Raw genomic sequence first — 24,872 nt, 5'->3', positions numbered from 1 at the left:
CAACGAGAGCGCACACATGAAGATCCTTGTGCCCGTGAAGCGGGTTGTGGATGCGAACGTCAAGGTTCGTGTGAAGGCCGACGGTTCAGCGGTGGAACTCGCCAACGTCAAGATGGCGATGAACCCGTTCGACGAAATCGCGGTGGAAGAGGCGATCCGGCTGAAGGAAGCCGGCAAGGCCGACGAGATCATCGTCGTGTCGATCGGCCCGCAGCAGGCGCAGGAAACCTTGCGCACCGCACTCGCCATGGGCGCCGATCGCGCCATCCTGGTCAAGACCGACGAACAGACCGAGCCGCTCGGTGTCGCCAAGGTGCTGAAGGGCGTGGTCGACGCTGAACAGCCCGGCCTCGTCATCCTCGGCAAGCAGGCGATCGACGACGATTCCAACCAGACCGGCCAGATGCTGGCCGCCCTGCTCGGCTGGGCCCAGGGCACCTTCGCCTCCAAGGTCGTGCTCGACGGCGACAAGGCCAAAGTGACGCGCGAAGTCGATGGCGGCCTGCAGACGGTCGAGCTGAAGATGCCGGCGATCATCACCGCCGACCTTCGACTCAACCAGCCGCGCTACGCCTCGCTGCCCAACATCATGAAGGCCAAGAAGAAGCCACTGGACGAAAAGAGCCCGGCCGACTACGGCGCCGACGTCAAGCCGCGCCTGAAGGTGATCAAGACCGAGGAGCCCAGCGGCCGCAAGGCGGGCGTCAAGGTCAAGAGCGTCGCCGAACTGGTCGACAAGCTCAAGAACGAAGCCGGCGTGTTGTAAGCGATCGGGAAAGGAACAGAAAAATGACCATTCTCCTCATCGCAGAACACGACAACGCAACCCTTTCCGACCAGACCGCCAAGGCGCTCTCGGCGGCCCTGCAGATCGGTTCGGACGTGCATGTGCTGGTTGCCGGCAAGGGCGCCAAGGGCGCTGCCGACGCCGCCGCCAAGCTGAAGGGTGTCAGCAAGGTGCTGCTCGCCGAAGCCGACGAGCTGGTCGAACGCCTCGCCGAGCCGACTGCGGCACTCGTTGTCTCGCTGGCCGGCGCTTACGACGCCATCATCGCCCCCGCCACCTCGTCGGGCAAGAATGTCGCGCCACGCGTGGCTGCTCTGCTCGATGTCGCGCAGGTATCCGAGATCATCGAAGTGGTGTCGCCCGACACCTTCAAGCGGCCGATCTATGCCGGCAACGCCATCCAGACGGTGCAGTCGAGCGACTCCAAGAAGGTCATCACCGTGCGCACCGCTTCATTTCCAGTCGCCTCCCAAGGCAATGCGGCTGCCGTCGAGGTTATCTCGGCGGCAGCCGACCCCGGTGTATCGTCCTTCATCGAGAACAAGCTGTCCGGGACCGATCGTCCGGAGCTGACCTCGGCCAGGATCATCATCTCGGGCGGCCGCGCGCTCGGCTCCTCAGAGAAGTTCCAGGAGGTCATCCTGCCGGTCGCCGACAAGCTCGGTGCCGGCGTCGGCGCAAGCCGTGCCGCGGTCGATGCCGGTTATGCGCCGAACGACTGGCAGGTCGGTCAGACTGGCAAGGTCGTGGCTCCCGACCTCTACATCGCTGTCGGCATTTCCGGCGCCATCCAGCACCTTGCCGGCATGAAGGATTCGAAGGTCATCGTGGCCATCAACAAGGACGAGGAAGCGCCGATTTTCCAGGTTGCCGATTACGGTCTGGTTGGCGATCTGTTCCAAATTCTTCCAGAGCTCCAGAACCAACTTTGATGGGGGCTTGCATAGCGGGCGCATTGCCGTGGGCATCTTTGCGCCGCGCAGTTCGACCGTTACGGCTGGCCGCCTCGAAGAGAACGCTGCCGCCAAGCGGGTTGAGCTTGCAACGCTGCGAGACCTGCAAGCAAGGGGGCGGGGAGAAAGCGGCCAGCCGGGGACAGGGATGATTATGGCTGAAGCCCTGAATGCAGACCCATCCGTGTCGGGCGCCCATTTCAATGGCGGCCCACCGGACGAAGAAGCCTCGTATGAGGGCACGCTTAAGCTCAGCATCCTTGTTCTGCCAGGCTTCTCGCAGCTTAGTCTCTCTTCGTTTGTAGAACCTTTTTATCAAGCCAATTGCAGTGTCGGCGAAAGGCTTTTTGATTGGCGAATTGTCGGAACAGACAGCCACCCCGTTGTAAGCTCGAGCGGTGTTGCAATCGCACCCGACATCGACATCAATTCCTACAAAAATGGCGATGACGATTCACTCATGGTGATAATAGGTGGAGAGCGCATCGAAGAGCAAAAATCACCTCTGATCTCCGCTCTTTTACGCATGAAAAGTCGTCGCAAACTGCCAATTTGTGCGCTCGGAACCGCAGCTTGGTTGTTGGCTGACGCAGGGATCTTGCATAGCGCTATGCGCTGTACGATTCACTGGTCAAAACTAGCAGCTTTTGCCGAAAAATTCCCAGAGTTGGTCACCGAAGATTGCCTCTTTGTCCAGGATGGCTCCGTTACCACTTGCGCCGGGGGGTTCGCAGCGTTCGACCTCGCAGCGGAAATGATTCACCTTAGGCGCGGAGAGAATTTTGCGCGCCAAATTTGTGCTCAGTTGAGCGCGGACAGATTTCGTACTGGTAGCCATTGTCAATCGGTGCCGCTTGGACTTCGCGCCACTGGCGCCGTCGAAAAGCTCATTCGTGTCATCAAGCTGATGGAGAAGCATGTAGAGGATCCGTTGCCCCTCAAGAAAATCGCACAGATAGTGTCCTTGTCGCGTCGCCAAATTGAACGTCTCTTCATAAAACACATGAAGACCACGCCAATGAATTATTACGCTCAGGTGAGGTTAAAAAAGGCGCGACAACTTCTTGAGACCACAGATATGTCGGTCATTGAAGTGGCCGTGGCCTGCGGGTATGTTTCCTCTTCTCATTTTTCGAAAGCCTTCAAAGATCATTTTGGGATGCTGCCCAGTCATACTCGTCCATGGGTAAGCGCCGTTGTGAATTGTTCAAACGCAGCGTAGCCTTGGAGCTTGAGCCGGGCGACACTGGATTGGTGCCCTAGTCGGCGTCGAAGCCCCTTTACAGCCTTCCGTCCTGCCGAGTCTCGTGCATGCTGCCGCGCCGTGCGGCCGACATTAGCCAGCGCGTAAATGCGTTTACCTGCGGGTTAACGTCGCCGGCCGCGCTCACCACAAAATAGCTGTTATGCGTCTTCAGGGCCATGTCACTGAGCGGGATGAGAATTCCACCCTCGAGCTCCGTCTCGATTAGATATTTCGGTAGAAGGGCGGCGCCGAGAGAGGCCGCCGCAGCCGAGATGATCATGGAAAACTGATCGAAATGTCGGCCGCTCAGCAGCCGCCTGTCGCTGATCCCAATCATGGCAAACCAGTCAATCCAAGCGCTTTCGCGAGTGATGAGATGCAGAAGAGGAGCCTCCGCGAGACGACCCGGCTCGGTTGCCATGTGCATGTCGCGAAATCTGGGGGATGCAACCGGCAGCATTTCCTCATCGAACAGCTTGGTCATACGTGCGTCTGGCCAGTCGGCCTTTCCGAAATGGATCGCGATATCGAAGCGCTCTCGGGTGAGATCGAAAGGTAGGGTGCGCGTCTCCAGCCTAATTTCGATGTTGGGATGATCGTTCAGAAACGTTGCCAGTCTCGGGATCAGCCAACGACTGGCAAATGTTGGCAGGATGCCGATGCGCAACGTCGAAATTCGCTCGCCGACGGCAATCGCCCGCACCACCGATTGCCTGAGATTCTCGAGATCGATCGCCAGATCCGCGGCAAACCGCCTGCCACTCTCGGTCAACACCACGCGTCGTCCAACCCGCCTGAACAATGTCGCGCCCATAATGTCTTCAAGTTCTTTGACTTGTCGGCTGACTGCGCTTTGCGTCAGATGAAGTTCTTCTGCCGCCTGGGTAAAGCTTTCGTGCCGCGCGGCGCACTCGAAGCTGCGCAACAGGGCGTAGGACGGCAGACTATGGTGACCCACCGAGTGCACAGGCTTAACACCTTCTATAAACGGAACTCATGTTTCGTATCTATTATGTTCGCCCGGTTCATTTCAACAGGCATCTCCTGCAGGCATTCGGTTGTGACGAGATGTTGCCTTTGGCCATTGAAATAGCGTCCGATGGTCCCTACGCCGCAGCGCACTCATCCGGCGCCTGCACTTCTATCGTTGGAATCGCGTCGACAGGATGACCGACGACTGCGTTTTCTCGACGCCATCGACGTCGCCAATCACGTCGATTGTCCGATCAAGCTCGCTGATCGATGGCGCGGCAACGTCGGCAATCAGGTCGAAGGCCCCACTGACCGAATGGACGGACATGACTTCCGGAAGGGCGCGGAGTGCGCGAACGACCGCGCCCAGTGCTTTGGTCTTCAGAACGATCATGACATGGGCGCGGACTAGGCCGTGCTCATAAGTGTCTGACAGGCGCACGCCATATCCGGCGATGACCCCTTCTTGCTCAAGGCGGTCGAGCCGCGCCTGAACGGTCGTGCGCGACAAGCCCAACCTGCGAGCCAGGACGGAGATGGGCGTGCGCGCGTCTTCCGCGAGCAGCATGAGAAGTTGACGATCTTTCGCCGAAACCTGCATTTTGTCGACTTGGCCCTACGATATGCTCAAAACGAGTAGGAGTTTTATGTAATTCATCGCTGCAAATCAACCACGCGCTCTGCGAAACGTGACCTCGGGTCGTGGCCCTGTTGCAGGAGGAAATAATGAAAGACGTCGTAATCATCGGATCAGGGAAGATCGGCTCCACGATCTCGCAGTTGCTCGCCGATAGCGGGGACTATCATGTCACTGTCGTAGACCGCAGCGCTGAACAACTGTCGGAAATTGAAAGCGGTCCCGCGCTCTCGACGGCATACCTGGACATCACCGACGAGGCAGCCTTGTGTGCGCTGCTGTCCGGCAAATTCGCGGTTCTAAGCGCGGCGCCCTTTCAGCTCACCGTGGGCATCGCCACTGCCGCGGCCAAGGCTGGCGTACACTATCTCGACCTCACGGAGGACGTTGAATCCACTCGGCAGGTGAAACGGATCGCCGAGACAGCCAAGACCGCATTCATTCCACAATGCGGGCTGGCACCCGGTTTCATCTCCATCGTCGCGAGCGATCTTGCGGGCAAGTTCGATAGCCTGGATAGTGTGCGCCTGCGTGTCGGGGCACTCCCGCAGTTTCCGAGCAATGCCCTGAACTACAACCTGACCTGGAGCACCGACGGGGTCATTAACGAATACATCCAGCCCTGCGAGGCAGTCGTAAATGGCGAACTCGTTGAAGTGCCAGCACTGGAGGAGCGCGAAGAATTTTCGCTCGACGGCGTCACCTATGAGGCCTTCAACACCTCCGGCGGCCTTGGCACGCTTTGCGAAACGTTGAAGGGCAAGGTCAACACGCTCAACTACCGCACCATTCGCTATCCCGGTCATGCCGCTATCATGAAGGCGCTTTTGCACGACTTGGGGCTACGACACCGCCGCGATGTGTTCAAGGACATACTCGAACACGCCCTTCCGACCACGCTACAGGACGTTGTGATTGTCTTTGTGACCGTTTCGGGACGCAGAAACGGGCGCTTGATCCAGGAAACCTACGCTAACAAGATCTACAGCGCGGAGATTGACGGGCGCATCACGAGCGCGATCCAGATTACGACCGCATCCAGCATCTGCGCGGTTCTCGATCTGCTTGCCGCCGGCAAGATCCCGCGCCAGGGCTTCATTCGCCAGGAAGACATTGCATTGGGCGCCTTTCTGGGGAACCGCTTCGGTGTTTACTATCGGCAGGGAGAGGCGCTGAAGAGCCACGGCGTCACGGTTGCCGCATGAGCGGGGCTATCCCGCTGCCTTCCGCCAGCCTTATCGATCGGCGGCAGTTTGCGCGACTGGCTGGTTTTGTAATGCGAGAAGCGGCGGATGTTCCTCCCGCTCCCCAGCACCCGGGAGGTCAATCTGCAATTGCATGATCTTGTCGATCGAGCTGCCATCGTCAGGGGCAATCGACGGCGCCTCAATTTGTATTCATTCCAATTCGGAATGAACTTCTGAATAGATGTCGATATCGTAGTCGTCGCAACGATGGTTTGATCGCTTCCAGATCGGCCCAAGCAGCCGTGAGCGACAGCTACTTCTTTGACCAGTTGGCATTCAGGAGGTCCGGATGACCATGCATGCTCAAGTGAAGCCAGGCAGAATATCTTCTATGAAAGTCCACGCCGACGAGATCCGGTCGCTGTTCTCGAATGCTATGTCGCAGATGTATCGCGCCGAGGTGCCGCGGTACGGCACCCTCATTGAGCTCGTGACCGAGGTCAATGCTGCGACGTTGGCGAACGCCCCGGAGCTGGAGCAGGCGTTACGGCGCAAGGATGAGCTGGATCGTCTTGGCGTCGAACGTCACGGCGCCATTCGCCTCGGTACGCCGGAAGAGCTCTTCAACATCCGTCGCGTCTTTGCGGTACTCGGCATGCATCCGGTCGGCTACTATGATCTTTCGGTCGCTGGCGTGCCTGTGCACTCCACCGCCTTCCGCCCCATCGCAGACGAGGCGTTGCGACGCAATCCATTCCGCGTCTTCACCTCGCTTCTTCGCCTGGAATTGATCGAGGACCAAGCGCTACGCAAAATGGCGGCGGGGATCCTGTCAGATCGACAGATATTCACCGCCCGCGCACTCGAACTCGTCGAGGTCTTCGAGGCCGAAGGCGGCTTTGAACAGGCCGACTCCGAGGAGTTCGTGCGCGAGGTATTGGAAACGTTCCGCTGGCATAGCGACGCCACAGTGACGCTAGCCACCTACAATAAGCTACACGGCACGCACCGGCTGATTGCCGACGTGGTGAGTTTCCGCGGACCGCACATCAATCACCTGACGCCGCGCACGCTTGACATCAACGCCGTTCAAGTCGGCATGCCCAAACGCGGTATCATGCCCAAGGCCGTCATTGAAGGCCCGCCGCGCCGCAAATGCCCGATCCTGCTTCGCCAGACCAGCTTCAAGGCGCTCGAGGAGCGGATCGAGTTCGAAGCCGCAGACGGCGGACTAGTTGAGGGCAGGCACACGGCTCGGTTCGGCGAGATCGAGCAGCGTGGCGTGGCGCTCACTGCGAAGGGGCGCAAGCTCTATGACAAGCTGCTGGCCTCGGTTCGCCGCGATGTCCGGGTCGGCGCGTCAGGCTCTCATGCCGGTGCTTACGAGAGCCAATTGACCGAGCGGTTCAAAGAGTTTCCCGACAGTTGGAGTGCACTGCGTGAACAGGGACTCGCCTATTTCCGCTACTCCCCAACTCGGGAAGGCCTTGCGAACGTTGCACAAGAGAGGATTTCGGCCTCGGTTGATGAGCTTGTCGCTCGCGGCTATCTGCATTTCGATCCTATCATCTATGAGGATTTTCTGCCGGTTAGCGCCGCGGGAATTTTTCAATCGAACCTCGGTGCCGACGAACAGCAGAACTATTCAGAACGCTCCAACCGGGAGGCCTTCGAGCAGGGGTTGGGTGCGAAAGTCGCCAATGAACTCGACCTCTACGCCAAGGCGCAACAGGACTCGATCAAAGATGCATTGGCGCAGCTGAGCAAAGCGGCGGGTAAAATTCCATGATGGAGCCGCGGCGGATCGGGCAGGGCGCGACGGCCGATATATCGCGGTTCCTGGCGGGGAAAAGACGGCAAATCCACGATCCTCTACCCAATGGAACTGCGTCTTCTCGACGCTCAACCTTGGCGGCCAAACACCTTCTAGCGGATGTTGCGGAATTGCTGGCCTGGTCGGGCGCGAATGGTGGCACGCTGCACTCTCGGAACTGCTCTTTGCGACAAGCTGGGCGGGCGCATGCCGACAAGGAGAAATTCACGCTCTTGTCATCGGCTTCTCGTGCCGCTGCCAAACCAAGCGCATCGCTGGCTTGCCATCCGGCCGAGGCCCTTGTCGAGCACTCGGCCGGGAGACAAGCCCGCTCTGCCCCCTTGATGCCCACGCGCTTGCGAGGATCGAATTTTAGATCGCCCACCTGCCGCCGCGGTGGTGGCGATGCCTAATCCCTAACACCGGAGGAAACACCATGACTTCCCACGCCACACAGATCATCGATCCCTCCCTCGCCGGCGAGGTGGCCACGATCCTCGCTCGTTGCGGGGTCGAGGTCGCCGCCTTTAGCGAGGGCGAACTCGCCGTGAGATCACCCATCTCGGGCGAGACGCTAGCGCGAGTGAAGACAGTCGATGCCACAACCGCCAGCGAAGCGATTGAAAGCGCGCACTCGGCCTTCCTCGAGTGGCGACTGGTGCCCGCGCCGAAGCGCGGCGAACTGATCCGTCTACTTGGCGAGGAGCTCAGGGCGGCCAAGGGTGACCTCGGACGTCTCGTCTCGATAGAAGTAGGCAAGATTACCTCGGAGGGCCTGGGTGAGGTCCAGGAGATGATCGACATTTGCGACTTCGCCGTGGGCCTGTCGCGTCAGTTGTACGGCCTGACGATTGCTACCGAGCGTGCTGAGCACCGCATGATGGAAACCTGGCATCCGCTCGGCGTCACCGGCATCATCTCAGCATTCAACTTCCCTGTCGCCGTCTGGTCGTGGAACGCGGCGCTTGCGCTGGTCTGCGGGAATTCCATCGTCTGGAAGCCGTCGGAGAAGACGCCGCTGAGCGCACTGGCGGCTCAGGCCCTGCTTAACCGTGCGGTCGAACGCTTCCGGCGGGAAGGTGGGAGCGTCCCGGAGGGCTTGGCAAGCATTCTGATCGGGACCCGCGATATCGGCGCGGTTCTGGTCGACCATCCGAAGGTGCCGCTGATCTCCGCCACCGGCTCGACGGCAATGGGCCGCGCTGTCGGCCCCCGCGTCGCCTCCCGCTTCGGTCGCTCAATCCTGGAGCTGGGGGGAAACAATGCAGCAATCGTCACCGCCACCGCAGACCTAAGCCTGACCCTGCGCGGCATCGCCTTCGCAGCGATGGGCACCGCCGGGCAACGCTGCACCTCGCTGCGGCGCTTGTTCGTGCATGACAGTGTCTATGATAGCTTCATTGCGCGACTGAAGAAGGCTTATGCCTCCGTGTCGGTTGGCAACCCTCTCGAATCGGGAAACCTCATCGGCCCCTTGGTTGACAAGGCGGCTTTCGACGCACACCAGGCGGCGCTTTCCGAGACGAAGGCCGCTGGCGGCAAGGTCTTCGGCGGCGAGCGGGTCGATGCCGGCTTTGGCAACAACGCCTACTATGTCCGCCCTGCGCTGGTCGAGATGCCCAAGCAGACAGGATCGGTTGAAAAAGAGACCTTCGCCCCCATCCTTTACGTGATCCGCTACAGCGATTTCGATGAAGCGCTTCGGCTGCACAACGGCGTGCCGCAAGGTCTGTCATCGTCGATCTTTACCAATGATCTGCGCGAGGCCGAGACTTTTCTGTCTGCGCGAGGTTCCGACTGTGGCATCGCCAATGTGAACATCGGCCCCTCCGGCGCCGAAATCGGTGGGGCATTCGGCGGCGAAAAGGAAACTGGCGGAGGCCGCGAATCCGGCTCGGACGCTTGGAAAGTGTATATGCGCAGGGCCACCAATACCATCAATTACGGTCGCACCCTGCCGCTCGCCCAAGGCGTGACGTTCGAAGTCGGATAGTTGAGCATGCCGCCCACGCAATGGCGAAGAGGCTTCCTAAGCCACTGCTTGGCCCCGATGTCATGCCGCCACACGGTCGCGACGTATGAGCGGCGCGCCCTGCCGGTGTCCTCCCTCCCCACCGGCAGGGCGCTTTCACTTTGGAGACGGTAGAACCCACGCCAATCCGGAGTTGTCTTTGCCGTTTTTCCGTAGCTTCGCCGAGGGGGTATGTGCCCCGTGTCACGCCTGAAAGCGATTTGCTGTCAGGAGCATCCTTCTGCTGCCTACGCACCAAACTCCGCCCCTCCAAAGACGGCATTCGTGTTGCAGCCGCCGAAGTCCGCGATTCTCAAAAGGCTCGATAGTAAGCTGCAGCCGCTCCGGCGTGCGCTTGCGCAGTAGTCCTGGCTCCGCCGTAGCTGGAGATATCACATGGGTTCGAAAACGCGCCTACAGCGAGATAGGACGGTTGGCTCATTGAATCTAAGCATGTTCATGCCGATCCTGATCAGGCAGCGCTGCAGCGCCTGCGCCACCTCTCTTCTTAGACGCTCGCCAATCCGCGGCGCTGACTATCGAGTGGCTGATGCAAATTGAGCACCCCGCTCATGAACCAGAGTCACAAACTGGTGATGAATATGCGGTTGTAAGTCGGAGTGGGGGAGGCGAGAATTAGTCCAAGAAATCAATCCTTTGACTTGGACTGGCTCCGCCGGTGTATGGACCGGTCTAAACTTGCAGCCTTGGAGGTATGCGCCGTGAGTATCATCGAAAAATACATGCCCTCGCAGCGTGAGCAGGCGTTTCTGGACAAAGTCCTCAACGGCAAATACGACCGGCAGATCATTACCGGCATAGCCAAGTTCGCCAGCGGTGACGTGTCCCAAGATATGCGGGGGTTTTATTCACAAGATGAACTAGACCGCATCCTTGAACTGAAAGGCACCGCGAGAGATCTGGAGGCGCGGATGCCGATCAAGATCACTCGGCACTATTATGAGCAGGCGCAATACAGTCGACCCATGCAGACGCTGGTGAAAGCCAGTCCGAAAGAAACCTACGATCTCGACGGTGCCGAAGATCCGGGCAAGCAAATGACCTACAGCCCGCGCGAAGGGCTGATCCATAAGTATGAGCTTGGTCTGCTCTATGTGGCGTCGACCTGCTCCGCCCACTGTCGCTTCTGCTATCGCGAGGAACTGATCGGCCGCAAGGAAATCACACGCGAGGACGGGACAGTTGCTCCTAAAGGCTTGGCGCAGCTCGGGGAGATTGTCGAATACATTGGCGAGCACAACAGGGCGGTGGCCGCGAATGGCGGTCGCCATCCAGAAACCGGGCGTGAGAAGCTTCGCGAGATTCTGATGTCAGGCGGCGATCCCATGGTCCTGGGGAACAAGAACATCGCTGCCTGGCTGGCAGGGCTCGCGGAAGCCGGGGTCGAGAACATCCGCATCGGGACCAAGGAGCTGGCGTTTCATCCTCAGCGGTTCGACCAGACTTTCTTTGCCATGCTCGACGCATTCCACGAGGTCTATCCGGAGGTCAGCCTGCGGATGATGGTGCACTTCAACCATCCCGACGAATTTCTCCGCAAGACACCCGATGGCGGCTATGTCGACAATCAGGGCGGCGGGCTGCAATGGATTCCCGAAACGCGGGTTGCGGTCAAGGAACTTGCTCGGCGTGAGTGGATTACGATCCACAATCAGTCTCCGATCATTCGCGATATCAACGACGATGCCGAAGCGCTGCGGATCATGCAGCGCGAGATGCTACGAAACGGCATCAACAACCACTATTTCTTCTGTGGTCGCGACATAGTCGGGCACAAGGCGTTCAATGTCCCGATCGAGCGTGCATGGCAGATCCTGAACGAGTCGCAAAAGGGCCTGTCGGGCGTCGAGGCCCATGCGCGGCTTTCGATCACACACTACAAGGGCAAGACCGAAGTCGCGGCGGTCACCAACGAACCTGTACCGGGCGTGCCTGGGGGTGAAAATGGCGTCGTGATCTTCAAGCTGTTGCGTTCAGCCGCTGGCGCAAGCGACCGATGCAAGGTGACCATCGTCGGCCGAAACCCTGACGCTATCTGGTTCAGCGGCTATGATGATCGCGTCATCTTCGACGAGGCTGGCCTCTATTCCATGTATGGGATCAACCCCGCATTCCTGCAGGCGGCGGAGTAGCTGCGCGGAAAAGATATCCGGTATTTTCAACGGATGGGGACCAGACATGACCTATGTCGTCACCGAGAACTGTATCAAGTGCAAATTTACCGATTGCGTCGATGTGTGCCCGGTCGATTGCTTTTACGAGGGGCCGAACTTTCTCGTTATTCACCCCGACGAATGCATTGATTGCGATGCCTGTACGCCAGTTTGTCCGGCAAAGGCGATCTACCGAGATACGGACCTGCCGGCGGATATGAAGCACTTTCTGGAGCTCAACGAAGAGCTTTCGCGATTGTGGCCCAACATAACTGATTCCAAGGAACCACTTCCTGACGCGGCCGCCTGGGATGGGGTGCAAGGCAAGTTCAGCCATTTGGAACGCTAGCTGCTATCGGGAGATGCCTTGTGGACGCGAATTTGCATACGGATATTTCGAAAAGCGCAGCCCTGTTCGAGCGCGCCAAGTCCATTTTGCCGGGCGGATGCAGCCGAAACACGATTTTGCGCAAGCCGCATCCGATCTACGCCGAGAGGGGGCAAGGGTGCTACGTCTATGATGTGGAGGGCGTCCGTCGCATCGACTTTGCGAATAATATCGCCTCCCTGATTCACGGGCATGCACATCCGGCGATCGTTGCTGCTGTCAGCGAACAGCTGCAGAAAGGGACCGCGTTTACGCTCGGCACCGAAGTCGAGATCGATTATGCCGAGTATATTCGCAGCCGTAATCCTGCCTTTGAGCGAATCCGCTTCGTCAACTCGGGAACAGAGGCGGTCATGGCGAGCCTCAAGGCTGCCCGGGCATTCACCAGGCGGCCGAAGATCGCAAAGGTCGAAGGGGCCTATCACGGCCTTTACGACTACGCCGAGGCAAGCCAGACGGCCAAGCCGGACAATTGGGGACAGCCCGAGCACCCGTCCAGCGTTGCTGTATCGCGCGGAACGCCTCAGCGCGTGCTCGACGATGTCGTTGTGATCCCGTTCAATGACGTGCAACGGGCGCTCAAGATACTCGACGAACACCGCGACCAGTTGGCGTGCGTGCTTATCGATCTGCTTCCTCATCGTATAGGCGTGATTCCTGCGGCCGAAGATTTCGTTCAATCGCTGAGACGCTGGACCAAGCAGAACGGGGCGCTCCTGATCTTCGACGAAGTGATCACGTTCCGGTCAAAATTTGGAGGAGCCCAACAATGGTATGATGTCCAACCGGACATCACTGCATTGGGCAAGATGATAGGGGGCGGCTTTCCCGTCGGGGCCATTGCCGGCAGCGCCGACGTGATGGACGTGCTGAACCCCCTAAATGGGCCGGCGCTGTTTCCGCTTTCTGGCACGTTCTCGGCAAACCCAATCACGATGATCGCCGGCCATACGGCGATGCAGTTGTACGATCGGGAGGCTGTTGACAGGCTCAATGCGCTTGGCGACCGTGCGCAAGGCTCAATTGGCGAGGCAATCAAGATTGCGGACGTGCCTGTTTGCGTTACCGGCCGAGGGTCGATGTTTCGCATCCACCTGTCCGCGGGTGCGCCTGAGAACTACCGGCAGGCTTATCTCTCGCCGGAGAAAGCCGCACTTCTTTCGGCATTCGTCGGGTATCTTTTCGATGGCGGCCTCCTCATGGTGGAAACGGGCACCGGTTTCCTGTCTACGGCCATGTCGGAGCAGGATATCGATAACATGGCGGCTGTGGTTCTCGGAGCCCTTCGCAAGATCAAGCCTTACCTGTAGCCATCGCCTCGCAACCGCCTACGGCGCGCAGCCAGCAAGTTAACGTGGAGCCCACAACCGTGGTAAAGTTCTGTTCCATGGCCGAAGCCCTTGCGGAGAACCTCTTTGATTGCGACAGCGTGGCGTTCGAGGGCTTCACGCATCTCATCCCGCACGCGGCGGCACGTGACGAGGACCTGCACGGGGGCCGACGCGGGACGCGGTATTGGCGACGTGGCGCGGGAAAGCGAAATTCGCTGACCGCCTCGAAGAGACAGCGCAACCAATCGGGCTTGGCGTGAAAGCACAGGAGCGGGAAAGAAGCGGCCGGTCGGGAGCTGTTGATGATGGCTGAAACCGTGAATGCGGACTCGTCCGTTCGGCGTTGCGATTTCAATGAAGGCTCGTCGGAAGAAAAGGCCTCGTTCCACAGCACGCTGAGGTTCAGCATCCTTGTTCTACCAGGGTTCTCGCAGCTTAGTTTCTCCTCGTTTGTAGAGCCTCTTTATCAGGCCAATTGCAGCGCTGGCGAGAAGCTCTTTGATTGGCGAGTTGTCGGGACAGACAGAAATCCGGTGGTGAGCTCAAGCGGCATCGCAATCACAACCGACATCGACATCAATTCCTACAAAGACGATCATGACGATTCACCCTTTGTAATTATAGGTGGAGAACGCATCGAAGAGCAAAAGTCACCCCTTCTCACAGCTCTTCTGCGAGTGAAAATTCATCGTAAATTGCCAATTTGTGCGATCGGAACCGCAGCCTGGTTGTTGGCTGACGCAGCAATCTTGCGTAGCGGCATGCGATGTACAATTCACTGGTCGAAATTATCGGCTTTTGCCGAAAAGTTCCCAGATTTAGTCGCCGAAGATTGTCTCTTTGTCCAGGATGGCTCCGTTACGACTTGCGCCGGAGGGTTCGCAGCGTTCGATCTCGCAGCTGAGATAATTCATCTTAAAAGGGGCGAGGATCTAGCGCGTTGGATTTGTGCTCAATTGACCGCAGACAGAGTGCGTATAGGTACGCATTGTCAATCTGCGCCGCTTGGACTTGGATATAACGGTACCGTCGAAAAGATCATTCGTGTCATCAAGCTGATGGAGAAGCATGTCGAGGAACCGTTGCCACTCGAGAAAATAGCACGGACAGTGGATTTGTCGCGTCGCCAAATCGAGAGAATATTCGTAAAGCATCTAAAGACTACGCCGGGAAATTATTACTCTCAGATTACGTTAAAAAAGGCGCGACAGCTTCTTGAGGTGACAGACATGTCGGTCATTGAAGTGGCCATGGCCTGCGGATATGTTTCCTCTTCACATTTTTCGAAAGTCTTCAAAGATCATTTCAGCATGCTTCCTAGTCATACCCGCCAGTGGGTAAGCACCGTTGTGCAGAGATAGGCGATTCAAACGCAGCGCCGCGTTGGGTGAATAGCAATGGCAATCGTCGATGGAACTCCGGCCGTCGAAAGCCTCCCATCCAGCCAAGTCCCATCGGCCATATTCATCAGGCGGTGGGAGCTTAACTCGTGTGGTTGCGTCAAGTCGACGCTGCCCGACTGGATCATTGGATCGCTCCGATATGCGCATGTTTGGCTAGCTGACGAGCAACTCCCCAATCGTCCCTATTCTAAGTTGCGACAAAAACTTCAAATTAATTTACAGAACCTTAACAACCGAAAATCGCTGACGATGTTATGTTCGCCGCGAGGTCTGAGGTTAGACATTGGCTGAGGTTAGACAGCTGAGGTTAGACATTGGTCAAGAACTGATGCCAGTTACGCTCGGACCGCCGCACATCACAGCATCGGGTTTACCAATGGCAAGAAGAGTACTTATTCTGGTTGAAGGCTATTCGATGGATACCGCGCGGCTATACATCCAAGCGGCCCAGCGTCTTGGCGTCCATCCAATTGTCGTATCGGCTGATCCAATTCAGTGCGATCTTGCGACGGAAGGGATTGAGGCAATCCGCATCGATACAAAAGATCTCGCTGCGCTGATCGGCGAATGTTCCCGGCTAGGTACGACTTATGACATTGCCGGCATTACGAGCGCCGAGGAGTCCTTGTACGCGACAGTTGGCAAGCTTTGCAGGTATTTCGATCTTCCTGGACCGAATCCCGCATCTATTGAACAATGCTGCGACAAATTCGCTCAACGTCAGCTCCTCGCGCAGGCCGGCGTTTCAGTGCCTGCTTATCGTTTGGCAGCGAATGCGGCGGACGTAGAAAGCGCTGCCATGGAGATCGGCCTGCCGGTGATTCTTAAGCCAGCCGTCGGCACCTGCAGCATTGGTGTTCGATTGTGCCGCGACGACGATGAGTTGGCCGAACATACGACCTATCTATTGGGCGGCAAACATATATGGTGGTCCTCACCGAGGATGCTGGTCGAAGAATTCGTGCAAGGCCCCCAATATACTGCTCAGATAATGGGAAATAAGGTCATTGGAATTACGGCCGCTGAGTTCGGCCCGCCACCGCATTTCGTCTATCGTGAGTTCGCCTTTCCGGCCTTGCTGACTGATGACAGGCATGAGCATATCGCCGATATTTCTCTGAGTTGTCTGCGAGCTCTCGACCTTGGCTGGGGGCCAACAAACATTGAACTCCGGTGGACGAAACGTGGCCCGGTCGTCATTGAGGTCAATCCGCGTCTTGCTGGCTCGCCGGATCCTCAACTGGTCCAGTTGGCTTACGGTGTCGATCTCGTCGCCGAGCACATCAAGCTTGTCATCGGCGACGAATGGAATCTGCGCAAAAGGCAGTCGCAGACTGCGGCCGTCCGGTTCCTAGTTCCCGATCGCGATGGCATCCTCGATTGGATCGATGGCCACAGTCGGGCGGCGGCCATAGCAGGTGTCGCCGAGGTCAAATTGTATGTTAAACCCAAGACCCCGATCATCAGGAAAGGCGATTATCGAGACACGATCGCACATGTCATCGCCGCGTCACACAGACTTGCTCAAACCGAGGCGATACTTCAGCGAGCGGTCGACCTAATCGATTGGTCGATCACACGATTCCCCAACTTCGTCGAATAAGAACATCTGAACATCTGCAGCCTCTGACTGTCGGCACCGTCAGGGTCTTGTTGTAGGCACGACCTAGGCCTCGAAGAGAATAGCGGTTACCGCACTCCTGGTGGAAGCTCACGAAACCCAATCAAGAAGTTGGGGCGGCTCGATCGGTCGGGACATCGAACCCGACTCGCCAGTTGGAGCAGCTTTTCCAATTAGTCGCTGAAATCCCATAAAACCGGCACGAGTTCGTTGCCGCTATCATATGATGGACCAAATGCGCGGCCGGCGCGCTCGAGAAAAAGGCGCTGACAAACAGAACGGGTAAAGCAAGACTGTCAGGATCGGTGAATGAAAGGGGGAACCCATGCTGCCGGCTTCGCCGCGCGACAAGGATGGAAGCGGCGAGGCTACTACTAACGTCCAGAGCTCTCCGGTAGTTAGCCGATGCATTCCTCGAGCTTCTCCAGGCGAAGCTTCGCCCTGCGAAGTTCATGTCCGGCTTCGAAACGTCGATGGCGTCCCAAAGGTGCGGTCGTTATGAGGTCGAGCTCCAGTTCGGCAATGCGCGCGCGCACCTGTCGAGCGTCGTCCTGGCGCAACGCTCTAATCAATCCACGACCACGCATTAGTCTTCCTTGCAGCACCCAAAAAGCCATGTTGGTTTATCCACGGAGACATAATTTCCGGCAAGCCGAAACGCTCTAAATTTAACTTCGGCTAATTTAGCGAAGATAAGGCGCCTAGCATGAGGCGGACAGGCGAAGGTGGCGCCGGCCCAGGAGCGCAACTGCGAGGTCGCAGCGGCTGCGGGACGGCGGCTGGGATGTGGATAATTAGGCCTGGCCTATTGCGGATTACGCCAGCCGGCGCGCACCCTGGGTACCATGGTGGCGGAGCATGTTGAATTGGCGTTGTTTGAGCAGTCGCTCGGCAATCGCGAGGGCCTGCATCAACCGTTCGGTGATCGTGTGGCTGACGCTGCGGAGAAAACAGCAGGATCGGTTCTATTCGACGTACGTGTCGACGGCGATATCTGCGTTCAGCGGATGGCTGGGATTGGATATGGCGAAACCGGCACAGCGATAATCGTAATGGAGAAGAGCGGACAGCTTAGATGCGCCTCGATCAACGGAGACACAGCCCTTTTGGTGGCAGAATTGGCTGCCTGGGATGCGTCGCCGCTAAGTGAGCAAGCGAGGGGTGAGCACCGCGGAACGGCCATCATCCTTCTCGCGAGGCTTCGTGGCTCGGGTCACTTCGCCCCGTTCCCTGCCGGCTGAGCGCTGCTTCTTACGGGAGGGCACATTCGCGTCGGTACGGCAGCTCTCGCCAAAAACAAAAAGGCCCGCGACGACGTCGCGGGCCTTTCCCTTCTGATCGGCTGGGGTTCGATCAGAAGTTGCGCTGGAAACGGACGATGCCGCCAACGCTATCCTTCTTGTCGGCCTTGGTGAAGTTGCCGAACGGAGTGCCATCATCGAAGTGACCGAAATGGTCCCAGTCGACTTCGGTCGTGATCGTGAAGCCCGGAACGATGGTGTAAGCGACGTTCGCAGCCAGAGCGATGTTCTTGTCGTCATCAGCCGAAGCCTGGACGTTGAACGCTGCCTTGGCATTGAACTTGTAGGTGCCACCGCCCCAGACAGCCCACTTGCCGCCCCACGGCTTGTAGAAGCCGCGGCCATGAGCGTTGACGGCGTTGGTGGGGTCGGTGAGGTTGTTGTCGGTGCCGTAGCCGCCCATGACGAACAGCGACAGTTCCTTGCTGACGTTGACGTCCAAACGAACCTTGCCGGCCACTTCCTCGTAGTTGCTGTCATAGGCGACAACGCCGGTGATCGCACCCCAGTCGGCCTTGTACTTCAAGCCGCCGACGACATGCGGAACATAGCTGTCGATCGTGTTGGCGCCTGAGCCTTCTTCCAGCGAGACAACGCCCGAGAAGCCACTGCCAGCGTCGAAGTAGTAGCTGACGACGTTGGTGTCCTTGATCCCGTACGGGATGATCGTGTCCTGGATGACATTGCCGGCATAGCCGATGAACGCGTCGTAGGGCGTCTCATCCTTACCGACGCGCAGGCCGCCGAGCTGGATCCACGCGAAATGCAGGTCGACCGGCTTGTTGGCGGCGGGATTGCTGTCGACGTTACCGCGCCCATCAGTGACAAGGTTTTTGTCACCGAAATTAAAGCGCGTTTCGGTGTAGGTCTTCAACGTGCCGAGCTCGGTTTCCTGGCCGGTCCAAGTCTTCAGCGTGAAGCGGGTGTTCTTAAACCAAGTGCTGTTCTCGCTGCCGTTTTGTACGTCGGTGGTCTTAGCGCCATCGAACGTGCCGATGTCGCCCACGCCGGCGTCATAGCGGACGTAACCGCCGATGCGCAGGCAGGTCTCGGTGCCGGGAATGTAGAAGTAACCTGCGCCATAGACGTCGCAGATCTTGACGTATTCGGCCGGTTCCGGCTCGGCGACGACGACCGCATCGGCGGCGCGGGCGCCGGAAACTGCGATCAGGGTCGCAGCGGAGCCGAGAAGAAGGCTCTTGATGTTCATTTTCTTGAATCTCCAGTCAAAGGTTCAAGACAGGCTTCGGCAGGTCACTTGGGCTTTCCTGCCACCCCGTCCTCATCGTTGAAAAAGTCGCGCACCGTGCGGCTTCTTCGCGCTCGACATGGCCGACTTCGCTGCAGTGCACAAACGGAGATTGAAACTGGAAAGCGGCTCTTTGGCTGTTTAAGAAGTATTGTTGCGGAAATATCACGAAGATGCGTCTAAATTTGGCACAGATTGCACAAGCGGCACAAAGGAAACGCGGGATAGCCTGAGTTGATTCTATTTATGACTGTCTTTGTAAAGGGACCTTACTCATCTAGTGAGCGGCATTACAATTGCACACTAATCGATTTGAAAATCAGAACGTCAAACTGAAGATTTGATACTGCCGGTCGATGAAAAGTCGCGTGCGGCCAGTATGACCTCGTGCACCATGTCGCGCTTGAGCATTTCAATGGGAATGCGACCGTCGAGATCTGGCGAAGGGCGGGCCAACCAAAACCAGGCCAGCCTTGGATTGGGAATGAGGGACAGCACCTCACTGATCCCTAGCGCCGGCCTGCCGTCGATGAACTGGGCCAGCGGGAAGACATGCTTGCGGCCGCCCTTGCGCAACGCGATGACTTCGTTTCGCCTTTGCCAGCGATGAAGCGTGGAGCGCGGGATGCGGAGCTTCTCTTCCAAATAGGTCGATCCGGCAACTTCGCCCGCCCAGTCCTCGATCACCATCGATTGGAGCTCTGCGGTTCCCTCGGCAACGTGTTGGAACGCAGGCTGGCCGGGTCCGGCCGCCGGCGCCGGCCTCCCCGAAGCGTGGTCCGCTTCGGCGGGGTGGCTGTGCGCGATCTTGTTTGCCATCGTGCGGAAGAACTCAGAGGCGAGCGCAGTCAAGTCGCCCTTGAGAGAGCCGATCGCGTGCCATTGTGCCTGCGGCAGGAAGGGCAGGGCGGCGGCCACACTGCCCGCAATCACGCTGACGGAAACGAGCGCCTCGGCGTCCAGCAGGACACCATGCTGCGTCAATGCCTGTTGTACCGCCTCGCCCACCAGGCCTGCCAAGGCTTCGTGGGATATCCCAACCATCGGATTTGGAAATCTGGTCATGTATCTGACTTGCCGGCCACGCGCGCTCGTCCCCAATTGCGGCCGATTGAAAGGCTACAGCAGGAAGACGAAATGGTAACGACCATAGACACAGCGACCTGACAGGCAGCTGTCTTGCATTTTCATACCCCAACTGGCTGCCCCGAAATGTCAGTCACGGAACGCCTCAGTCTGCGTGTAGGGGTGGTGTGTGACAGATGCACGACAGACCGCGTTGTTTGATGCCCTTATAGGGTGACGCACCTTTACTATTGCAGTCTTGCTGCTTGCTTTGTGGCGTAGCTTCGGGCGCGGCCGCGGAGCTTGGCCACTGGAGGACATCTGCGGGAGCTGATTGGTGGTGTCCCAATGCCCGATAAAATTCGCCGGGGCCGTCAGTCCCGCATCAGGCCGGGCGGCTGCGCCATTATTGAAGTGGCGGATTTGGGGCTGGCGAGCAGCCATCCGGCCAAGGCCATAGCGACGATCGCTCCCAGCAATTCAGCGACGATGAACCCTGGCAGATCGGCCGGGCGGATTCCGGCGAAGGTGTTGGACAATGCCCGCGCAATAGCGACGGCCGGGTTGGCGAACGAGGTCGAGGCGGTGAACCAGTAGGCGGCGGTAATGTAGAGCCCTACCAGCCATGGGATTGAGTCCGGGCGAGCCCGCAACCCGGCAAGGATGGTGAGGACAAGGCCAAAGGTGGCGACCACTTCGGCGACCCATTGGCCGTTACCGGTCCGCACGGTCTGGGATAGCTGCAACACCGGCAGTTCGAACATGGCATGTGCGAGGAACGTGCCGGCGATCCCGCCTAAGACCTGAGCCAGGACGTACGCCCCGGCGGAATTGGTTTCAACCTCCCGCCTCAATGCAAAGACCAGGGTCACCGCCGGATTGAAATGGGCGCCCGAGATCGGTCCGAGGATTGTGATCAGAACCACAAGGATGGCGCTTGTAGGGATGGTGTTCCCGAGCAACGCCAGCGCAGTGTCGTGCGTGAGGCGGTTGGCCATGATACCGGAGCCGACCACAGTCGCGACGAGCAAGGCCGTGCCGAGGGCCTCTGCGGCGATGCGTCGGGACAGGTCGACCATGACGCCTAGCCGGCTTTCGGAAGCTTGCGGCCGATTTCATCGAGCCGCTTTTGCAGCCCGAGCTTGTCGACCATGTTCATCGGCAGGCTGATGAAGATCGAAATCCGGTTGTTAAGCATGTGATAGGCTTCGGCGAACGCCAGATGCCTCTCGGCATCGGTCCCTCCCACCTCAGCCGGGTCAGGCACGCCCCAATGTGCCGTCATCGGCTGCCCCGGCCAGACCGGGCACGATTCATTGGCAGTGTTGTCGCACACCGTGAAAACGAAATGCATTTCCGGCGCGCCGGGCACTGCGAATTCTTCCCAGTCTTTCGAACGGGCAAACGACGTGTCGTAATTCAGGTTTTTAAGGAGCTGGAGCGTGTAGGGGTGAACCTGGCCCTTGGGGTGCGATCCGGCCGAATAGCCCTTGAACTTGCCGGCGCCGACACGGTTCAGAATTGCTTCGGCGATGATCGACCTTGCCGAGTTGCCGGTGCAGAGGAAAAGAACGTTATATGGCTCGCTCATGGCGTATGCCCTCCTTCTAGCATTTACAGGTGACTGCTTGGATCACGGGCTGACAGAATTCCGGCGCGCCGTTGCAGCAGTCTTCCATGAGATAGGCGAGCAGATCGCGGAAGCCGGTCATGTCGGCGACGTAGCGGATTGTGCGTCCGTCGCGCTCAGAGCGGACGAGGCCGGCATGGTCGAGGACCTTCAGGTGCGCCGACATAGTGTTCTGCACGGTATTGAGGCGAGCAGCGATCTCGCCAGCGGGCACTCCCCCGGCGCCCGCCTGAACAAGCAGGCGGAAGACCTCAAGCCTTGTATCCTGGCCAAGTGCTGCCAATCCGAGGAGAGCTAATTTTTTATCCATGTATCTGTAAATCCGGAATTAAGGGTACGTATCGCCAATATATGACAGCCGGATGACAATAGGCAGGTTGCCGAGCTAGTTGCTAAAGACGGCTTAGCAGGGTTGGATACTTCAAAGCTGTCACAAAGAAGTTGCGCCGCTCAGGAACGTTTTTCATCTCCCTGCACAGTGTTTTGACATCCTCAACCGTCTCGCCGCATAAGGGAAGATGCCGCGAAAGCGGTCGAACGCGGCCCAAGACCCGAGGGCGTCTTGCAGGCCGAGAAGGAACTGGACGGCAAGGGCTGGCCTCCCGCTGCGCTGCGGATCCGGTCAGGCCGGGGCAACGATGCCCCGGGTTTTTTGCGTTCGGAATGTCCTCAGGCCGTTGTCGAACCGGCCGAGGCCAGGCGAGGGCGCCCCTGGCCCGCCCCTCGCGCTCCCCGCCCGCCCGGCAAATTCCCGGTACTTAGGCTCGTTTTCAAAGCAGTTGCCGACTGTAGGCGATAGTTTAATGGATTGTCGCAAGATAAATAAGCGCAAATATTACCAAAATCAAAGCGAAGACTGTACACCTCGCGACGAATCTTGGCGATAGCTCAGATCCACTTTTGGCATAGTCATCATTCATCGCTCTATCCTACGTGAATCCCGACGCCTAGCAGCTTGCCGGCGGTCGGGACTTCGGATATGGGCAGGTCCGTAGCCGCCATCAGGCGATCCGCGAGATCGGTCTTCTCCCAGGAGAAGGACCCATCACTGCCGGCCTTGCGGCCGAAATGGCCATAGGACGACGTCTTGGCATAGATCGGCTTGTTGAGATCGAGGTGGCGGCGGATGCCGGACGGCGACAGGTCCATCACGGAGCGCAGCGCTTCCTCCAGCGTTGCCTCGTCGACCTTGCCGGTGCCGTGCAGGTCGACATAGACCGACAGCGGCTGGGCAACGCCGATGGCGTAGGACAGTTGGATGGTGCAGCGGTCTGCGAGCTTGGCTGCCACCACATTCTTGGCAAGGTAGCGCGCCGCGTAAGCCGCCGAACGGTCGACCTTGGTCGTGTCCTTGCCGGAGAAGGCGCCGCCGCCATGCGGTGCCGCACCGCCATAGGTGTCGACAATGATCTTGCGGCCGGTCAGGCCGGCGTCGCCGTCCGGCCCGCCAATGACGAACTTGCCGGTCGGATTGATATACCAGTTGCAGTCGTCGGCGATCCTGAGATCGCCCAGCGCCTCGCGAATATAGGGTTCGACGACCTTGCGGACCTTCTTCGAATCCCAGTTCGAATCTAGGTGCTGCGTCGACAGCACGATCTGTGTCGCTTCCGCCGCCTTGCCGTCGACATAACGCACAGTGACCTGGCTCTTGGCATCCGGGCCGAGCTTGCCGGCATCGCCGCTGCCTTCATGGCGCGCAGCGGCCAGCAGTTCGAGGATCTTGTGGCTGTAGTAGATCGGCGCCGGCATCAGGTCCGGCGTCTCGCGGCAGGCATAGCCGAACATGATGCCCTGGTCGCCGGCACCTTCCTCGCCCTGGCGATCGGCGGCATTGTCGACGCCCTGGCCGATGTCGGGCGACTGGCCATGCAGCAGGACTTCGATCTTGGCGGTCTTCCAGTGGAAGCCGGCCTGCTCATAGCCGATCTCGCGAATCGCCTTGCGGGCGACCGACTTGAACTTGGCTGGGTTGATGATCGAATGTCCGGCCGCATCCTTGAGGATATTGCCGGCCTTGTCCTTCTTCAACAGCGTCTCGGGGACGCGCACTTCGCCGGCGATGACGACGCGGTTGGTGGTGGCCAGCGTCTCGCAGGCGACGCGGACCTTCCACGGGTCCATGCCCGTCTTCTCGGCCTCGCGATAGACGAGATCGACAATTTCGTCGGAGATCCGATCACAGACTTTGTCGGGATGGCCCTCGGCAACGGATTCCGAGGTAAAGAAGTAGTTCTGCCGTGTCACGGGTGTCCCTCTCGAAAAACATCGGCAGGTTGCCGATTTTGGCGCGCCACGTGTTAGCGGTGCCGGGCGCCGCTCGTCAAGCGCAATTGACGTCGGTTCAAGGCAATACTCTATAAATCTTTCACTTTTGCGACAATATTGTTCATACAACTTTGTCTGCCGGCCATCGATCCTTCAGGAGATTGTGTATAGGTGAACTTTTCATTCACAAGGCTATTGAGGCGCCAAGGCTGTCGAACATCAAAGTCAATTTGACACTCGCCGGAAGTACGATTGGGAAATCATCTGGATTTCAAATTCAATGGAACAACGATCCTGTCCAGCCCAACAGTTTGACGCGCTCCTCGTCGCTTACAGATAACTTCTCCTCCTTCCCCGCTTCGCTGCGAAGAACAAAATATACAACACTCAGAAAATATCCAAGCTGCAGAGACAAAGCGCCGAGCCCAGTCCAAATTAACGAATACCAAACCGATCCGGTCACACCGTATGTCCACAACAGAAGGCTCGCCAATGCAGCTGTCGCGATTACAAGAAACTTCGGAAAATACACTGCCCCTCCAGACCCCTGTCCAAAAGGGGTGTCGTCTGTCCAACAACCCATTTATCGTTGCATCTTTTCGGTTGAGCGGCAAGTGGCCGCGAGCGGGTTTAGTGTGTATTATTGACAAGCCGAAGTGCGGTCGGAATGTCTACGACACGAAACCAAATTGGCACGGGCATTGATCCTTGCTGTCATACAACCGATAGTATATTATTACAGTTGCAATTTGGTGTCATAAAAACGATTCAAATTAGGCACATCATCATTCGAGCAATGTTAATGATTACTAATATTTATGGTGGCTACTACATTG

Annotated in this window: 21 protein-coding genes; 12 read left to right on the top strand and 9 right to left on the bottom strand. The window is 58.3% G+C overall.

Annotated features, from left to right (window positions below):
- Window positions 1-16: 16 nt before the first annotated feature.
- From CGZ66_RS31405 to CGZ66_RS31395, 3 genes are read left to right on the top strand one after another with little or no spacing between them, the layout of a single operon-like run.
- On the top strand, window positions 17-766 hold the full coding sequence (locus tag CGZ66_RS31405; RefSeq protein WP_095090608.1) for an electron transfer flavoprotein subunit beta/FixA family protein: 750 nt from the start codon (window positions 17-19) through the stop codon (window positions 764-766).
- Window positions 767-789: 23 nt separating this feature from the next.
- Complete coding sequence (locus tag CGZ66_RS31400) at window positions 790-1,719, top strand: electron transfer flavoprotein subunit alpha/FixB family protein (RefSeq protein ID WP_095090607.1); 930 nt, start codon at window positions 790-792, stop codon at window positions 1,717-1,719.
- Between the two features lie 28 nt (window positions 1,720-1,747).
- Complete coding sequence (locus CGZ66_RS31395; protein WP_095090606.1) at window positions 1,748-2,962, top strand: GlxA family transcriptional regulator; 1,215 nt, start codon at window positions 1,748-1,750, stop codon at window positions 2,960-2,962.
- Between the two features lie 58 nt (window positions 2,963-3,020).
- Here CGZ66_RS31395 and CGZ66_RS31390 read toward each other — a convergent pair whose 3' ends face one another.
- Window positions 3,021-3,953: a LysR substrate-binding domain-containing protein gene (locus tag CGZ66_RS31390; protein WP_245331328.1), complete on the bottom strand. Its 933-nt coding sequence runs from the start codon at window positions 3,951-3,953 to the stop codon at window positions 3,021-3,023.
- Between the two features lie 174 nt (window positions 3,954-4,127).
- Window positions 4,128-4,559, bottom strand: coding sequence for an Lrp/AsnC family transcriptional regulator (locus CGZ66_RS31385; protein WP_095090604.1), 432 nt, complete (start codon window positions 4,557-4,559; stop codon window positions 4,128-4,130).
- Window positions 4,560-4,684: 125 nt separating this feature from the next.
- Between CGZ66_RS31385 and CGZ66_RS31380 the strand changes: the two genes are divergently transcribed.
- The 8 genes from CGZ66_RS31380 (at window position 4,685) to CGZ66_RS31340 (ending at window position 16,505) form a co-directional block, all read left to right on the top strand.
- Window positions 4,685-5,800 carry a saccharopine dehydrogenase family protein gene (locus tag CGZ66_RS31380; RefSeq protein ID WP_095090603.1) on the top strand — a complete coding sequence of 372 codons (1,116 nt, stop codon included), beginning with the start codon at window positions 4,685-4,687 and terminating at the stop codon, window positions 5,798-5,800.
- A 331-nt stretch (window positions 5,801-6,131) separates the two neighbouring features.
- Window positions 6,132-7,571, top strand: a complete 1,440-nt coding sequence (hglS, locus tag CGZ66_RS31375) for a 2-oxoadipate dioxygenase/decarboxylase HglS (RefSeq protein WP_245331327.1) — start codon at window positions 6,132-6,134, stop codon at window positions 7,569-7,571.
- 460 nt (window positions 7,572-8,031) lie between these two features.
- Window positions 8,032-9,588, top strand: a complete 1,557-nt coding sequence (amaB, locus tag CGZ66_RS31370; protein WP_095090601.1) for an L-piperidine-6-carboxylate dehydrogenase — start codon at window positions 8,032-8,034, stop codon at window positions 9,586-9,588.
- Window positions 9,589-10,328: 740 nt separating this feature from the next.
- Complete coding sequence (locus tag CGZ66_RS31365; protein ID WP_095090600.1) at window positions 10,329-11,759, top strand: KamA family radical SAM protein; 1,431 nt, start codon at window positions 10,329-10,331, stop codon at window positions 11,757-11,759.
- A gap of 46 nt (window positions 11,760-11,805) precedes the next feature.
- Window positions 11,806-12,129, top strand: a complete 324-nt coding sequence (gene fdxA / locus CGZ66_RS31360; protein ID WP_095090599.1) for a ferredoxin FdxA — start codon at window positions 11,806-11,808, stop codon at window positions 12,127-12,129.
- A gap of 20 nt (window positions 12,130-12,149) precedes the next feature.
- Window positions 12,150-13,478: an aspartate aminotransferase family protein gene (locus tag CGZ66_RS31355; RefSeq protein WP_206073823.1), complete on the top strand. Its 1,329-nt coding sequence runs from the start codon at window positions 12,150-12,152 to the stop codon at window positions 13,476-13,478.
- 323 nt (window positions 13,479-13,801) lie between these two features.
- Window positions 13,802-14,860, top strand: a complete 1,059-nt coding sequence (locus CGZ66_RS31345) for a GlxA family transcriptional regulator (protein WP_095090597.1) — start codon at window positions 13,802-13,804, stop codon at window positions 14,858-14,860.
- A 418-nt stretch (window positions 14,861-15,278) separates the two neighbouring features.
- On the top strand, window positions 15,279-16,505 hold the full coding sequence (locus CGZ66_RS31340; protein ID WP_095090596.1) for an ATP-grasp domain-containing protein: 1,227 nt from the start codon (window positions 15,279-15,281) through the stop codon (window positions 16,503-16,505).
- Between the two features lie 416 nt (window positions 16,506-16,921).
- On the opposite strand, the gene CGZ66_RS31335 is transcribed toward CGZ66_RS31340, so the two are convergent.
- A complete protein-coding gene (locus CGZ66_RS31335) occupies window positions 16,922-17,140 on the bottom strand; it encodes a hypothetical protein (protein ID WP_245331326.1) in 219 nt (72 codons plus the stop codon).
- A 228-nt stretch (window positions 17,141-17,368) separates the two neighbouring features.
- On the opposite strand from CGZ66_RS31335, the gene CGZ66_RS31330 reads away from it, so the two are divergent.
- Window positions 17,369-17,764, top strand: a complete 396-nt coding sequence (locus CGZ66_RS31330) for a hypothetical protein (RefSeq protein ID WP_095090595.1) — start codon at window positions 17,369-17,371, stop codon at window positions 17,762-17,764.
- A 112-nt stretch (window positions 17,765-17,876) separates the two neighbouring features.
- On the opposite strand, the gene CGZ66_RS31325 is transcribed toward CGZ66_RS31330, so the two are convergent.
- The 6 genes from CGZ66_RS31325 to metK all read right to left on the bottom strand — a co-directional run bounded on the left by CGZ66_RS31325 (window position 17,877) and on the right by metK (window position 24,015).
- Window positions 17,877-19,034: a porin gene (locus tag CGZ66_RS31325; RefSeq protein ID WP_095090594.1), complete on the bottom strand. Its 1,158-nt coding sequence runs from the start codon at window positions 19,032-19,034 to the stop codon at window positions 17,877-17,879.
- Window positions 19,035-19,400: 366 nt separating this feature from the next.
- Entirely contained in the window at window positions 19,401-20,138 is a 738-nt protein-coding gene (locus CGZ66_RS31320) for an antitoxin Xre/MbcA/ParS-like domain-containing protein (protein WP_095090593.1), read from the bottom strand.
- Window positions 20,139-20,512: 374 nt separating this feature from the next.
- Window positions 20,513-21,217, bottom strand: coding sequence for an aquaporin (locus CGZ66_RS31315; RefSeq protein ID WP_095090592.1), 705 nt, complete (start codon window positions 21,215-21,217; stop codon window positions 20,513-20,515).
- Between the two features lie 5 nt (window positions 21,218-21,222).
- Window positions 21,223-21,729 (bottom strand): arsenate reductase ArsC, encoded by a 507-nt coding sequence (locus tag CGZ66_RS31310; RefSeq protein WP_095090591.1) that lies wholly within the window; start codon window positions 21,727-21,729, stop codon window positions 21,223-21,225.
- A gap of 16 nt (window positions 21,730-21,745) precedes the next feature.
- Window positions 21,746-22,078 (bottom strand): ArsR/SmtB family transcription factor, encoded by a 333-nt coding sequence (locus tag CGZ66_RS31305; protein WP_095090590.1) that lies wholly within the window; start codon window positions 22,076-22,078, stop codon window positions 21,746-21,748.
- Window positions 22,079-22,692: 614 nt separating this feature from the next.
- Entirely contained in the window at window positions 22,693-24,015 is a 1,323-nt protein-coding gene (gene metK / locus CGZ66_RS31300; RefSeq protein WP_245331324.1) for a methionine adenosyltransferase, read from the bottom strand.
- Between the last annotated feature and the right edge of the window lie 857 nt (window positions 24,016-24,872).

The sequence above is a fragment of the Mesorhizobium sophorae genome (genome assembly GCF_002270415.1).
GTDB lineage: Bacteria > Pseudomonadota > Alphaproteobacteria > Rhizobiales > Rhizobiaceae > Mesorhizobium > Mesorhizobium sophorae.
Note: the sequence above shows the minus strand (reverse complement) of the source record. Positions and strands in the feature narration are given on the sequence as shown.

Coding starts and splice junctions, on each gene's coding strand:
- CGZ66_RS31405 (WP_095090608.1), top strand. CDS start 17: ATGAAGATCCTTGTGCCCGTGAAGCGGGTTGTGGATGCGAACGTCAAG.
- CGZ66_RS31400 (WP_095090607.1), top strand. CDS start 790: ATGACCATTCTCCTCATCGCAGAACACGACAACGCAACCCTTTCCGAC.
- CGZ66_RS31385 (WP_095090604.1), bottom strand. CDS start 4,559: ATGCAGGTTTCGGCGAAAGATCGTCAACTTCTCATGCTGCTCGCGGAA.
- CGZ66_RS31380 (WP_095090603.1), top strand. CDS start 4,685: ATGAAAGACGTCGTAATCATCGGATCAGGGAAGATCGGCTCCACGATC.
- hglS (WP_245331327.1), top strand. CDS start 6,132: ATGACCATGCATGCTCAAGTGAAGCCAGGCAGAATATCTTCTATGAAA.
- amaB (WP_095090601.1), top strand. CDS start 8,032: ATGACTTCCCACGCCACACAGATCATCGATCCCTCCCTCGCCGGCGAG.
- fdxA (WP_095090599.1), top strand. CDS start 11,806: ATGACCTATGTCGTCACCGAGAACTGTATCAAGTGCAAATTTACCGAT.
- CGZ66_RS31345 (WP_095090597.1), top strand. CDS start 13,802: ATGATGGCTGAAACCGTGAATGCGGACTCGTCCGTTCGGCGTTGCGAT.
- CGZ66_RS31340 (WP_095090596.1), top strand. CDS start 15,279: ATGGCAAGAAGAGTACTTATTCTGGTTGAAGGCTATTCGATGGATACC.
- CGZ66_RS31335 (WP_245331326.1), bottom strand. CDS start 17,140: ATGGCTTTTTGGGTGCTGCAAGGAAGACTAATGCGTGGTCGTGGATTG.
- CGZ66_RS31330 (WP_095090595.1), top strand. CDS start 17,369: ATGGTGGCGGAGCATGTTGAATTGGCGTTGTTTGAGCAGTCGCTCGGC.
- CGZ66_RS31325 (WP_095090594.1), bottom strand. CDS start 19,034: ATGAACATCAAGAGCCTTCTTCTCGGCTCCGCTGCGACCCTGATCGCA.
- CGZ66_RS31320 (WP_095090593.1), bottom strand. CDS start 20,138: ATGACCAGATTTCCAAATCCGATGGTTGGGATATCCCACGAAGCCTTG.
- CGZ66_RS31315 (WP_095090592.1), bottom strand. CDS start 21,217: ATGGTCGACCTGTCCCGACGCATCGCCGCAGAGGCCCTCGGCACGGCC.
- CGZ66_RS31310 (WP_095090591.1), bottom strand. CDS start 21,729: ATGAGCGAGCCATATAACGTTCTTTTCCTCTGCACCGGCAACTCGGCA.
- CGZ66_RS31305 (WP_095090590.1), bottom strand. CDS start 22,078: ATGGATAAAAAATTAGCTCTCCTCGGATTGGCAGCACTTGGCCAGGAT.